Raw genomic sequence first — 13,251 nt, forward strand, 5'->3', positions numbered from 1 at the left:
CGTGACGGTGGGCCGGTCCGTGGCGGCGGGGTGGGGTAGTGTTTCCAGGCGGGATCTTCCCAGTAACAAAGATTTTATAGGTTTGAATGCTTTAATGCCTCATCATGGGTGGGAGTCAATCCCTTCCATGGAGGTTCCCATGAACGTCTCTCGGCTCGGCGGGCCGATCCTGTCCCTGTACCGCATCGTCATCGGCCTGCTGTTCACGCTGCACGGCCTGTCCTCGGTCTTCGGGTTGTTCGGCGGCAACCCGATGACCGGCAAGGCCGTTCCGGTCGGCACCTGGCCGGGCTGGTGGGCCGCACTGATCCAGCTGGTCTGCGGCGCGCTGGTGCTGGCCGGGCTGTTCACCCGGCCCGCCGCGCTGCTCGCGTCCGGCTCGATGGCGTACGCCTACTTCGTGGTGCACCAGCCCGAGGGCCTGCTGCCGCTGCGCAACGGGGGCGAGCTGTCGGCGCTCTTCTGCTGGTCGTTCCTGCTGATCGCGGTGCTCGGCCCGGGTGCCTGGGCGCTCGACACGCTGCTCGCCCGTCAGGGTGCCGACACCGCGCCGGCACCGGTGACCGAGGCGAGCTCGGTGCCGGCCTGACGCACTGACCGGCGTCGCCGGGGAACCTCGACGAGGTTCCCCGGCGACGCGTCCGGTCAGGGGTTGTAGGGGGCGTCGGTGTGGCTCACCTCGGTGAGCTTGTGGCCGGCGAGCTTGTAGACCGACGTCCGCTTGATGTCCAGCTCGGCCATGCCCCGGCTGGGGCTGCGGGTCAACCAGACCACGGTGGCCTTGCGCCCGGCCACGTCGATCGACAGGACCGGGGTCCGGTCACCGAGGTCGACCAGGGCCTGGAACGCCGGCACGCCACCGTCGTTGCGCCACGCCGCGAGGGTGTAGAAGGTGCCGGTGCCCCCCGAGTTGACCGCCACCGCGCCCACCGCGTCGTCCGCGCCGTCCCCGTCGAGGTCGCCGATGCCGCACGGCTTCTGGAGCTTCACGGTGGCCCCGTCCTCGCCGGACCACTGCCCCCCGGCCAGCGGCAGGTAGTCCGGATAGCCGTTGTAGGGCACCTTGCTGCTGCCGAGCCGGGCCTCTGCCAGATGGGCACAGGTCATCGGGGCCTTGACCGGGGCGGCGGCAGCTGTGGTCGGGGTGGCAGCCGGCGCGGTGGTGGGGGCGGCCTTCACCTCCGGCGACGACACCGGGTCGGTGGGAGTCGCCTCGGGCGAGGCCTCACTGAGCACCGAGGCGGTGGAGGGCTCGGTGGACGGGCCGACGGTGGGCGCTGCCTCGCCCGTTCCGCCCTGCTCACCCCCGCAGGCGGCGGTCAGCAGGCAGACCAGGGTGAGGGTCGCAAGGCTCGACGGGATCCGTCGCATGGGCGGGGGGTCCTCTCTCGGACGTCAGGTGTCCCGCACCGTACTGATCGACGGCAATGTCGGTCATCGGCTCGACGGTCGGCCCGCGTCGGCCTGTCGGAGCGCGGTCAGGGGCCGACCGGCGGGCCGGCGTACTGGTGTCTCTGTGCCGCGCAGACAGGCGTGTTGAGCTGGAAGCTTGCCCGAAACATCGGCGACTGTCGGTGCTGCCGGCGGGCGGCCGGTGGGCGGGTGGTTCACACCGTGGGAGCGGACTGGGCGACGGCGGCGAAGCTGCCTAGACTCGGTGGCACAACTGCATACCTCATCCAGAGGGGCTGAGGGATACGGCCCGACGACGCCCCGGCAACCACCCCGCGCGCTCATCGCTGAGCGTCCGGCGGGGCAGGTGCCAATTCCGTCCCCGCCGCAGGGTGCGATGCGGGGAAAGATGAGAGGAATCCGACATGACGTCGACGCTCGCCGCCCCCGGTATCGACACCACCGCCAGCCCCGCCCGCGCACTGGTCTGCCGCGCCTGCTCCGCCCGTTACCCGCTCGCCGCGCAGCACGCCTGTTACGAGTGTTTCGGCCCGCTGGAGGTCGACTACGACACCGCCGCGCTGGCCACCGTCACCCGGGAGCAGATCGAGGCCGGCCCGCAGAACATCTGGCGGTACGCCGCACTGCTCCCCGCAGGCCAGGACCCGGCCACCCGGGTCACCCTCGATCCCGGGCTGACCCCGCTGGTCGCCGCCGGGCAGCTCGCCGCAGAGCTGGGCATCAGCGCGCCGCTCTGGATCAAGGACGACAGCGCCAACCCGACCCACTCGTTCAAGGACCGGGTCGTCTCGGTGGCGCTGACCGCCGCGCGGGCGCTCGGCTTCCGCCGGTTCGCCTGCGCCTCGACCGGCAACCTGGCCAACTCGGTGGCCGCCCACGCCGCCCGCGCCGGAGTTCCCTCGGTCGTCTTCATCCCCGGCGACCTGGAGCAGGGCAAGGTGATCACCACCGCCGTCTACGGCGGCGACCTGGTCGCCATCGACGGCTCGTACGACGACGTGAACCGGCTCTGCGGCGAGCTGGTGGAGACCGACGAGTTCGAGGACACCGCCTTCGTCAACGTCAACGTCCGGCCGTACTACGCCGAGGGCTCCAAGACCCTCGGGTACGAGGTGGCCGAGCAGCTCGGGTGGCGGATCCCGGCCCAGGTGGTCATCCCGATGGCCTCCGGTGAACTGCTCACCAAGATCGATAAGGCGTTCACCGAGCTGGTCGAGATCGGTCTGGTCGAGGCGCCGGCCGGGGGTTGGAAGGTGTTCGGCGCCCAGTCGGCCGGCTGCAACCCGATCGCCACCGCCCTGCACGCCGACACCGACGTCATCACCCCGGTCCGGCCGACAGGCATCGCCAAGTCGCTCAACATCGGCGACCCGGCCGCCGGCCTGTACGCCCTGGAGGCGGTGCGGCGTACCGGCGGCTGGATGGAGTACGTCGACGACGACGAGATCCGCGCCGGCATCCGGCTGCTGGCCCGGACCACAGGTGTCTTCGCCGAGACGGCCGGCGGGGTGACCGTGGCGGTGCTGCGCAAGCTGGTCGAGTCCGGCCGGCTCGACCCGACCGCCGAGACTGTCGTCTTCAACACCGGCGAGGGGCTGAAGACCATCGACGCGGTCGCCGGGCAGGTCGGCCCCACCCACCGGATCAAGCCGTCCCTGCGGGCCGCCCGCGACGCCGGCCTGCTCTCCTGAGCGGGCCGGGCGGAAGCGGCCCGGGGCGGAAAGTGGATCTTTGGGTGACCGGGTTTTCGCGGTGAGTGGCGGAAACCCGCCGGGAAGGACTTGACGGCAGGAACCGGACGGCGCAAGATGCTCCGTGCGGGAGGGCTTTCGCCGGAGACTTTTCAAGTTCTTGCGACCCAACGCCGGAGGCGTTGTGCGAACGTCCCTCCCGACCAACCTCCGAAGGGGGCCAGCGGAAATCCGCTGGCCCCCTTCGTCGTCCCCAGGAAGACTTGCGGCGTGGCCCTTGACATCACGCCGATTGATCCCGACGACCAGCCGACCCTCGACGTGGTCCACCGGATCGCGGCGACGGCCGAGGCGATTGACGAACCGGACCTGCCGCCGCTGTGCCGGCGTCGGTTCGAGGGAGCGCTGCGGCATCCGATGCCCGGCCTGGACGCCCGGTGGTCGGTGGCCCGTCTCGACGGGGTGCCGGTCGGGCTGGTCCGGCTCACCCTGCATCTGCTCGACAACACCGAGAACGCCAGCATCGAACTGGTGGTCGATCCGGCGTACCGGCGGCGGGGGGTCGGCCGGGCGCTGTTCGGCCACGCCCGGCGGCTGCTCGGGGAAGCCGGCTGCAAGCGCATGGTCGGCGCGACCCGGGCCGCACTGCCCGGCGAGCCGGACCGGGAACTGCCCGGGGCGGCCTTCGCGGCGGCGCTCGGTGCGAAGGCGGCGCTCGCCGAGGTCCGCCGCCGGCTCGACGTCGCCACGCTCGACCACGCCCGGCTGGCGGGCCTGCTGGCCGAGGCGCGGGCGGCCGCCGCCGGCTACCGCACGGTCCGCTGGCGGGACCATCCGCCCGAGGAGTACGTCGCCGACGTCGCCGACCTGGAGGGCCGGCTGATGACCGACGCCCCCCTGGGCGACCTGGAGTGGGAGCCGCAGCGGGTGGACACCGAGTGGATCCGGGGCATGGAACGTGCCCTGGACGCGCGGGGGGTCCGCCGGTACAGCGTCGGCGCCGTGCACGAGGCGTCCGGCCGGCTGATCGCGTGGAGCCTGCTCAGCCTGGCCGCGAACACCACCCGGCACGCCTGGCAGCAGATCACCATCGTCGACCCGGCCCACCGGGGGCACCGGCTCGGCCTGCTCTGCAAGGCCGAGAACCTTGAACACACCCTGGGGTACGAGCCGGAGCTGGAAGTGATCGACACCTACAACGCGGCGGCGAACACCCACATGATCGCGATCAACGAACAGCTCGGTTTCCGGCCGGCGGCCGGGTCCACGGAGTGGCAGTTGACCATCTGAACTGTGACACGCCCCTACTGATCTGGTCGACATCTGTTGCATGATGGCGGGCATGACGGAGACCCCGCACCCGCTGTACGACAGGCACGCCGACACCCTGCACCGCGCGCTGACCGCGATCACGGAGCGCGGGTACTGGTCCGCCTACCCCGAATCGCCAAGCCCCCGGGTGTACGGCGAGACCGCTGCCGCCGACGGGAAGGCCGCCTTCGAGGCGTACCTCGGTGGTGATTTTCCGCTCGACCAGCCTGGCGCGGGCGATCGGGTGGCCACCGAGACGAGCCCGTTCGGGGTGGCCCTGGACGTGCGGTACCCGCACCCGGGCGCGGACGAGGCGGTCGCCGCCGCCTCCGCCGCGCTGCCGGCCTGGCGCGACGCCGGCCCGCAGGCCCGGGTGGGGGTCTGCCTGGAGATCCTCGACCGGCTGCACCGGCACATCTTCGAGCTGGCCAACGCGGTGCAGTTCACCAGCGGGCAGGCATTCGTGATGGCCTTCCAGGCCGGCGGCGCGCACGCGCTGGACCGGGCCCTGGAGGCGATCGCCTACGCGTACGCGGAGATGACCCGGCACCCCGCGACGGCCGGCTGGGAGAAGGCCGCCGGCAAGGGCGACCCGCTGCGGATGACCAAGACGTTCCACGTGGTCCCGCGCGGGGTGGCCCTGGTGATCGGCTGCAACACCTTCCCGACCTGGAACTCGTACCCCGGGCTGTTCGCCTCGCTGGTCACCGGCAACCCGGTGGTCGTCAAGCCCCACCCGCGGGCGGTGCTGCCGCTGGCCATCACCGTGCGGTACGCCCGGGAGGTGCTCGCCGAGGCCGGCTTCGACCCCGACCTGGTGCTGCTCGCCCCCGAGGCCCCCGGCGAGAAGCTGGCCTCGACGCTGGCCCTGCACCCGGCCGTGAAGATCGTCGACTTCACCGGCTCCACCGGGTACGGCGACTGGCTGGAGGCCAATGCCCGGCAGGCGACGGTATACACCGAGAAGGCCGGCCTGAACACCGTCGTGATCGACTCCACCGACGACTTCGCCGGGATGTGCCGCAACCTGGGCTTCACGCTGACCCTCTACAGCGGGCAGATGTGCACCACCTCGCAGAACATCCTGATCCCCGCCGCCGGTATCGCCACCGACCAGGGGCACAAGAGCTTCGACGAGGTGGCCGCCGGCATCGCCGCCACCATCGGCAAGCTCACCGCCGACCCGGCCCGGGGGGTCGAGCTGACCGGCGCGATCGTCAACGACGGGGTGCTGGAACGGCTCGACGAGGTCACCAAGGTCGGCCAGCCGGTGCTGGAGTCGCGTACCGTCGCCCACCCGTCGCTGCCCGACGCGGTGGTCCGGACGCCGACCGTGGTCAAGCTCGCCGCCACCGACACCGAGGTCTACGGCCGGGAGTGGTTCGGGCCGATCTCGTTCGTCATCGCCACCGACTCGACCGCACAGAGCATCGAGATCCTCCGGTCCACCGTGGGGGAGTCCGGCGCGTTGACCGCCGCCGTCTACTCGACCGACGAGGCGGTGCTGGACGCCGTCGAGGCCGCCGCGATCGACGTCGGGGTGCACCTGTCGGCCAACCTGACCGGCGGGGTCTTCGTGAACCAGTCCGCCGCCTTCTCGGACTTCCACGGCAGCGGCGCGAACCCGGCCGCCAACGCCGCCCTCACCGACGGCGCCTACGTGGCGAGCCGCTTCCGCATCGTCCAGTCCCGCCGCCCGGCCTAACCCCCGCCCGCCCCCACCCCCCGCCCGCCCCCGCCCCCGGTGCTGGGGCGGGCGTGGGGTGCTCGGTGATCAAGAGGCTTACGTCAATTCAATCCCTCAGACTGACGTAAACCTCTTGATCACCGGGGCGGGGCGACTGGGGTGGGGGTGGGGGTGGGGGTGGGTCAGGCGGGGCGGCGCATTTGGAGTTCGCGTAGCTCGGGGAGTTTGGGGTGGGGGACGCGTACGCCGGTGTCGGTGAAGCCCAGTCGGTGGTAGGCCCGGTAGGCCCGGTCGTTGCCGACCACCACCTCCAGCATGAGCTGTGGCCGGCCGCAGGCGCGGGACCAGGCGGCGACCTCGTCGATCAGCGCGCCGACCAGGCCGGTGCCGCGCCAGGCGGGGGCCACGTAGACCGCGTAGACCACTGTCATGTCGGGCTCGTCGGGGGCGACGGTGCCACCGGCGTGGCCGACCAGCCGGCCGCCCGGGTCGGCGATGAACTGGGCGGTGTGGCACCCCTGGGAGACGTACGCGATCCGGGCCGCGTACTGGGCGTGCGGGCGGGCGGCGGCCTCGGCGACGGTCTCCAGGAAGGCCAGCGGCGCATCCGCGAGCATCTCCAGCCGCAGCGCCCGCATCCGGGCGGCGTCCTGCGGGCGCACCCGGTGCACGGGGGCCGGCCGGGTCGCCGACAGGGCCGGGGCGTGGGTCATGTGCGCATGCATACCCCAGTGATGGAAGCCGATGGGTGACCGGGTCGATACCCGTCTGATTTGGGCCTATTTGTGGTCGTGCGCTGTCGTCACTCCTCGTGTAGCGTGCGATTTCGGTCACCGATTCAGCGGCCTTCACCGACCGCCGAAACGGTGGTTCTCCGCTGTCGGTCCGCCGGCATCCCGGGGTTGTGGAGCGCCGCGCAGAGTGAGGAAGTGCACCGTGGCACAGGGCACCGTCAAGTGGTTCAACTCCGAAAAGGGCTACGGCTTCATCGCCGTCGACGGCGGGCAGGACGTCTTCGTCCACTTCTCCGCCATTGAGATGGACGGCTACAAGGCGCTGGACGACGGTCAGCGGGTGGAGTTCGAGATCGCCCAGGGGCAGAAGGGCCCGCAGGCCGAACGGGTCCGCGTCATCGCCTGACCTCCCACCGCGCGGACGCCCGGTCCCACCGGTCGGTCAGTCCGCGGGACGGATGGCGCCGGGGGTGCGCGCCGGGCAAGATCGTGAACCGTCCAGGCGTCCTCGCTGAGGAGGGTTCATGACCGACCAGTCACCTTCGGGTCCACCCGACCCCGCTGCCGGGTCCCCGGGTGGACCGTGGGGGCCGCCGTCCGGACAGCCCTCCTGGGGGTCGCCGTCCGGCCAGCAGCCCGCAGGGACGCCGCCGGGGCAGCCGCCGTACGGTCCGTCCGTGGCTGGCCCGCCGGGCTGGGGCTACCCGGGTCCCGGCAACCAGCCGCCCGCCGTCGGCAGCCCGTATCCGGGCTACCTGCCGGGTGGCGGTTACCCGCCGGGCGGTGGTCTCCCGCCGTACGCCGGGAGCGGTCCCTGGGGTCCGCAGGACCCGCTGGTCAACCCGCCGTACGCCGGGCTGGACGGTTGGTTCACCCGGTGCACCGGGGCGTTGCGCCGGGGCTGGCGGATCCTGCTGCCGTTGATGCTGCTCACCCAGGTGGTGCCGGCGGTGGCCGTGTCGCTGCTCTCGCTCGGCATGGGCCCGAACGCCGAATCGCTGCCCGCCGACGGCTCGCTTCCCGACGGGTACCTCAGTGACCTGGCGATCTACGGTGCCTCGGTGGCGCTTGTCGCCCTGGCGTTCGGGGTGGTGCAGGGCATCGGCTGGGCCGGCGGCACCTGGGTGGTGGCCCGGCAGGCCGCCGGTCAGCCGACCGACCTGCCCGGCGCGCTGCGCTACGGCGCCCGCCGTTGCCTCGGGCTGTGGGGCTGGATGCTGGTGATGGGGCTGCTCGTCGGGGTCGGCTTCTGCCTCTGCCTGCTGCCCGGCATCTACCTCGCCTTCGCCCTCGCCCTGGCCGGCCCGGTCTACCTGTTCGAGGGGCAGAACCCGATCGGCCGCTCGTTCCGGATGTTCCACGACCGGTTGGGCATGGTGCTCGGCCGGGTGGCGCTGGTCGCGTTGGTGGCGATCCTCGGCAGCGTGCTCGGTGGGGTGGTGGAGTCGGTAGGCACCCTGCCGTTCGGCACCGACCCGTTCACCGCTCCCGGCACCGCCGTGGGTGCGGTGGCGGTGATCCTGGTGAGCGCGGTGCTTGTGGTGCCGGTCTACCTGGTGCAGCTGGTCGGCCTGGTCGTCACGTACGCCGAGCAGCGGGCGCAGGAGGGGCCGGTGAACGCCGCGCGACTGGCGGCGGAACTCGGCTGACCGGCCCGATCGTGCTTGCACTCGGCAGGGGAGAGTGCTAAACAAGTCATTGGCACTCGCATACGCTGAGTGCCAATGGTCGGGGCGGTAGGGCCACGGTCACACCGGCGTCTCGATGGCGTCGGGTGGCACGAGGCCGGTCGTCGCGGGCTGTCCGGCCCGACCGAGGAGGACGTCGTCGTCGCCAGGTGGCGACGTCCCCAAGGTGCGTACACCAGGCGGCCCGTCCGGGGCACAACACCCGGGTGGCCCGTGAGTGTCCAGGAGGACAACACCGTATGGCCAAGATGATCGCGTTCGACGAAGAGGCTCGCCGCGGCCTCGAGCGGGGCATGAACCAGCTCGCCGACGCCGTGAAGGTGACCCTCGGCCCGAAGGGCCGCAACGTGGTGCTCGAGAAGAAGTGGGGTGCCCCCACCATCACCAACGATGGTGTGAGCATCGCCAAGGAGATCGAGCTCGAGGACCCGTACGAGAAGATCGGCGCCGAGCTGGTCAAGGAGGTCGCCAAGAAGACCGACGACGTCGCCGGTGACGGCACGACGACGGCGACCGTCCTGGCCCAGGCCCTGGTGCGCGAGGGTCTGCGCAACGTGGCCGCCGGCGCCAACCCGATGGCCCTGAAGCGGGGCATCGAGGCTGCCGTGGCCAGCGTCTCCGAGGGGCTGTCCCAGCTCGCCAAGGACGTAGAGACCAAGGAGCAGATCGCCTCCACCGCCTCCATCTCCGCCGGTGACAGCACCGTCGGCGAGATCATCGCCGAGGCGATGGACAAGGTCGGCAAGGAAGGCGTCATCACCGTCGAGGAGAGCAACACCTTCGGCCTGGAGCTCGAGCTCACCGAGGGCATGCGCTTCGACAAGGGTTACATCTCCGCGTACTTCATGACCGACCCGGAGCGTATGGAGGCCGTCTTCGACGACCCCTACCTCCTGATCGTCAACAGCAAGATCTCCTCGGTGAAGGACCTGCTCCCGATCCTGGAGAAGGTCATGCAGTCGGGCAAGCCGCTGCTGATCATCTCCGAGGACATCGAGGGCGAGGCCCTGGCGACCCTGGTCGTCAACAAGGTCCGGGGCACCTTCAAGTCGGTCGCCGTCAAGGCGCCGGGCTTCGGTGACCGCCGCAAGGCCATGCTCGCCGACATCGCCATCCTCACCGGTGGCCAGGTCATCAGCGAGGAGGTCGGCCTCAAGCTGGACGCCGTCGGCCTCGACATGCTGGGCCGCGCCCGCAAGGTCGTGGTGACCAAGGACGAGACCACCATCGTCGACGGTGCCGGCGACGCCGACCAGATCCAGGGCCGGGTCAACCAGATCCGGGCCGAGATCGACAAGAGCGACTCCGACTACGACCGCGAGAAGCTGCAGGAGCGGCTGGCCAAGCTGGCCGGCGGCGTCGCGGTGATCAAGGTCGGCGCGGCCACCGAGGTCGAGCTGAAGGAGCGCAAGCACCGCATCGAGGACGCCGTCCGCAACGCGAAGGCCGCCGTCGAGGAGGGCATCGTCCCGGGTGGTGGCGTCGCGCTGGTGCAGGCCGGCAAGACCGCGTTCGACAAGCTGGACCTGGTCGGCGACGAGGCGACCGGTGCCAACATCGTCAAGGTCGCGCTGGACGCCCCGCTGCGGCAGATCGCCGTCAACGCCGGCCTCGAGGGCGGCGTCGTGGTGGAGAAGGTCCGTAACCTCGAAGCGGGTCACGGCCTCAACGCCGCCACCGGTGAGTACGTCGACCTGCTGGCCGCGGGCATCATCGACCCGGCCAAGGTGACCCGGTCGGCGCTGCAGAACGCCGCGTCGATCGCGGCGCTCTTCCTCACCACCGAGGCCGTCGTGGCGGACAAGCCGGAGAAGACCCCGGCCGCCCCGGCTGGCCCGGGTGGCGGGGACATGGACTTCTGAGTCCAGTTCCAACGCCGAAAGGGGCGGGCCGCGCAAGCGGTCCGCCCCTTTCCGTCTTCGTGACCGGGGTTCCGTTCCGTCCGGGGAGCCGGTCCCCGGGGAGGCGGAGCGGTCAGCGCCGGGCTGCCCGTACCGCCGCGTAGGCGTCGACCAGGCCGGCACCGGTCGACGCCGCCACCGGACCGCAACTGAGGTCGGCGGGGCCGGCCGGCTGAGCGGTGTCCCGCAGGATGCTCCGGGTCCGGGCCAGGTCACCGACGAGTGCCGGGTTCGCCGACCACATCAACGCCACCACCCCCGCCACCTGCGGGGTGGCCATCGAGGTGCCGTCCAGGGTGGCGTAGCCGCCGCCGGGCATCGCGGACAGGATCTCCGCCCCCGGGGCGACCAGGTCCGGCTTGGTCGCCCCGCCGGCGACGGGACCACGGCTGGAGAACTCGGTGACGGCCCGGTCCCGGCCCACCGCACCCACCGTCAGCACGTCCGGGTACGGTGCCGGCGGGTCGACGATCGACCCGCAGTCCGGCCCGGTGTTCCCGGCGGCGGCCACCACGAGGATGCCCGCGGCGTCCAGCGCGGCTGTCGCCGGACGCAGCGCACCCGGGTCGCAGCCCTCCACCGGCGGGCACCCCCACGAGTTGGTGAGCACGTCCGGTGCCCGCTCCGGTCGCCCGTCGGTGAACGGGTTTCCGCCGGCCGGGAACGGGGCCAGCATGAACTGGAGACAGTCCAGGTAGTGCGCCGGGCTGCCCAGGTTGCGGTCGAGGTTGACGCAGCCCACCCACTGCGCGCCGGGGGCCACCCCGATGCCGTCGCGCCCCACCGCGCTGCCCGTGGTGTGGGTGCCGTGGCCGCCGGTGTCGGTCGGGGCGCGGGTGTGGTCCCACGGGTCGTACCAGGAGTCGTCGCCGCCCCGGAAGCCGGCGGCCAGCGTCGGATGGGTGCCGTCGACCCCGGAGTCCGAACTGCCGATCACCACCCCGGCCCCGGTGACGTCCAGCTCCGACCAGACCCGGTCGGCACCGAGCATCCGGATGTTCCACTCCGGGCCGGTCGGCGCGGGCCGATCGCCCCCGCTGACCGGCGCGGGTGCGGGCAACGGCCGGAGCCGCTGGCTGACCAGCACCCGGGCCACCTCGGGCCGCGCGGAGAGCCACGCCCGTACCGCCGGGCCGCCGTCGGTCTCGATCGCGTTGACCAGGTAGTACGGCGTCGGGTCGAGGTGCAGTCGGGCCAGGTCCCGGCGCAACGCGCCCTGGGTACGCTCGGCGGTGGAGACCAGCCGGCGGTAGACCTCGGCGGTCCGTGCGTCCCGGCCGGCGCGGCCCGGCGTACCCGCAGGAAGGCCGGACAGGTCGGCCTGCTCGTGGAGCACCACCAGCAGCCGCTCGCCGTAGAGGCCGGGTCGGCCGGCGGTCACCTCGACCACGCCGACGGTGAGCAGCAGGACGGCCGCGCTCGACGCGGCGACCAGCCGGCTGGGGGCGCGCCCGCGCGGCCGGGCGAGCAGCACCCCGTACCCGATGGCCAGGAAGACCGCGACGGCGAGCCCGACGCCGGTCCCGACCGCGACCCAGTACGGCACGTCGCGGGTGGTGGACAGCAGGATCGAGATCTCCTCCGGGTCGGTGAGGGCCAGCGGGCCGAACACCGCCAGGCCGACCAGCCAGCGGACCGGCGCGACCCCGGCGGGTGCGCCGGCCCGCCGGGCCGCCACCTGGCACGCGCCCAGCACGAAACCGACAGGCGGGACGAACAACAGGGTGGGAAGTTGGGCGCCGGACTGGCCGGTGCCGGCCACGAGCAGCAGCAGGACCACCCCGGCGACCAGACCGCCGGCCAGCACGGTACGGGCGGACCGGGGTGGCCCGTGACCGGTGAAGGGGGACCAGAACCGGTCGTCCAGCAGCGCCCCGGCCAGCAGGCCGACCGCCGTCGCGGCTAGCGCGGCGAGCACCGTCTCCAGCAGGCCACCGAGTGCGCCGAGCCAGACCCAGGGCAGCAGCAGGGCCAGTCCGGCGGTGATCGTCAGCAGGGTGACCGCCCGGGGCCGACCAACACCGTCCGCCACTCCGCGCCGGCCACGACCGTCCTGTGGGATCGGGGTGGTCTGCTGGGTGGGGTCCGTGTGGGGTGGGGTGCCCGGACCGGACAGGCGGGTGGTCAGCAGCGCGAGCAGCGTCGCAGTTGCGGCAAGTGCAGCCAGGTACAGCTCGTGGTGCACCTGCGGAAGTGCCCGCAGGGATCCGAGGACCATCAGGGCGAGTGCGGCACCGAGCCACCCACGCCCGGCGGTCCGCACCCGGGCCGAGCGGGGGAGCAGGGCCAGCAACAGCGCCGGCAGGCCGACCAGTAGGGCGGTGGCCAGGCTGAGCGCCGGCCAGAGCCACCCCCACCGGTCCCATCCCGCGGCCACCTGCAACTGCTCGACCGACCAGCCGACCACCTGGAGCAGCGCGGTGAGCGCCACCGTCCAGCCGCCGACCAGCGAGGCGGCCACCACCGGCCACGGGCTGGACGGACGGCCGGCGTGCGGCGGGGGGCGGTAGCCCGGCGGAGGAGGTGCGTCGGCCAGCATCCGGAAACAGTACGACGCACCCCGCTGCCCGACGGAGGTGCCGGTCCGATGGATCGCCTCGCCGCCACCACCCACCCCGGAAACCGCCTAATACCGATCCGGAAACGCTGACCTGCGCGATCCGCTTCCTCCCACCAGCCTGGCGTCGCCGATTCCCTCCCTCCCGCTCGCCAGCCGGGCGTCGCCGATCCGCTCGTTCGGCGGCGCCGGTGGTGGCCGTGTGGCCGCTGAACCCCCTCGTCGCATCTCCCGCCCCGCCTGCTTCCCGCCCCGCCTGCTTCACCCTG

The 13,251-nt window shown here is 72.3% G+C and carries 10 protein-coding genes and 1 riboswitch; of the genes, 7 read left to right on the forward strand and 3 right to left on the reverse strand.

Going from position 1 to position 13,251, the window contains the following annotated elements; genetic code table 11:
• Window positions 1–139: 139 nt before the first annotated feature.
• Entirely contained in the window at window positions 140–589 is a 450-nt protein-coding gene (locus tag OHQ87_RS27225; RefSeq protein WP_328342463.1) for a DoxX family protein, read from the forward strand.
• A 56-nt stretch (window positions 590–645) separates the two neighbouring features.
• On the opposite strand, the gene OHQ87_RS27230 is transcribed toward OHQ87_RS27225, so the two are convergent.
• Window positions 646–1,371 (reverse strand): hypothetical protein, encoded by a 726-nt coding sequence (locus OHQ87_RS27230; RefSeq protein WP_328342465.1) that lies wholly within the window; start codon window positions 1,369–1,371, stop codon window positions 646–648.
• A 301-nt stretch (window positions 1,372–1,672) separates the two neighbouring features.
• Window positions 1,673–1,808: riboswitch (SAM riboswitch) on the forward strand.
• A 9-nt stretch (window positions 1,809–1,817) separates the two neighbouring features.
• Here OHQ87_RS27230 and thrC point away from each other — a divergent pair.
• The 3 genes from thrC (at window position 1,818) to paaN (ending at window position 6,120) form a co-directional block, all read left to right on the forward strand.
• Window positions 1,818–3,104, forward strand: a complete 1,287-nt coding sequence (thrC, locus tag OHQ87_RS27235) for a threonine synthase (protein WP_328342467.1) — start codon at window positions 1,818–1,820, stop codon at window positions 3,102–3,104.
• 270 nt (window positions 3,105–3,374) lie between these two features.
• Window positions 3,375–4,394 carry a GNAT family N-acetyltransferase gene (locus OHQ87_RS27240; RefSeq protein WP_328342468.1) on the forward strand — a complete coding sequence of 340 codons (1,020 nt, stop codon included), beginning with the start codon at window positions 3,375–3,377 and terminating at the stop codon, window positions 4,392–4,394.
• A 52-nt stretch (window positions 4,395–4,446) separates the two neighbouring features.
• Entirely contained in the window at window positions 4,447–6,120 is a 1,674-nt protein-coding gene (gene paaN / locus OHQ87_RS27245) for a phenylacetic acid degradation protein PaaN (RefSeq protein WP_328342469.1), read from the forward strand.
• Window positions 6,121–6,284: 164 nt separating this feature from the next.
• Here the strand turns inward: paaN and OHQ87_RS27250 are convergent, their stop codons facing one another.
• Window positions 6,285–6,815 (reverse strand): GNAT family N-acetyltransferase, encoded by a 531-nt coding sequence (locus tag OHQ87_RS27250; RefSeq protein WP_328342471.1) that lies wholly within the window; start codon window positions 6,813–6,815, stop codon window positions 6,285–6,287.
• 223 nt (window positions 6,816–7,038) lie between these two features.
• Between OHQ87_RS27250 and OHQ87_RS27255 the strand changes: the two genes are divergently transcribed.
• The 3 genes from OHQ87_RS27255 (at window position 7,039) to groL (ending at window position 10,386) form a co-directional block, all read left to right on the forward strand.
• Window positions 7,039–7,242: a cold-shock protein gene (locus OHQ87_RS27255; protein WP_067305333.1), complete on the forward strand. Its 204-nt coding sequence runs from the start codon at window positions 7,039–7,041 to the stop codon at window positions 7,240–7,242.
• Between the two features lie 271 nt (window positions 7,243–7,513).
• The gene (locus tag OHQ87_RS27260; RefSeq protein WP_328342477.1) at window positions 7,514–8,485 is read left to right on the forward strand and encodes a hypothetical protein; all 972 of its coding nucleotides are present in this window, start codon (window positions 7,514–7,516) and stop codon (window positions 8,483–8,485) included.
• A gap of 278 nt (window positions 8,486–8,763) precedes the next feature.
• Window positions 8,764–10,386 carry a chaperonin GroEL gene (groL, locus tag OHQ87_RS27265; protein WP_328342479.1) on the forward strand — a complete coding sequence of 541 codons (1,623 nt, stop codon included), beginning with the start codon at window positions 8,764–8,766 and terminating at the stop codon, window positions 10,384–10,386.
• A gap of 112 nt (window positions 10,387–10,498) precedes the next feature.
• On the opposite strand, the gene OHQ87_RS27270 is transcribed toward groL, so the two are convergent.
• The gene (locus OHQ87_RS27270) at window positions 10,499–12,964 is read right to left on the reverse strand and encodes a S8 family serine peptidase (RefSeq protein WP_328342481.1); all 2,466 of its coding nucleotides are present in this window, start codon (window positions 12,962–12,964) and stop codon (window positions 10,499–10,501) included.
• Between the last annotated feature and the right edge of the window lie 287 nt (window positions 12,965–13,251).

Origin of the sequence: Micromonospora sp. NBC_00421, from assembly GCF_036017915.1 — a bacterium.
Taxonomy (GTDB): domain Bacteria; phylum Actinomycetota; class Actinomycetes; order Mycobacteriales; family Micromonosporaceae; genus Micromonospora.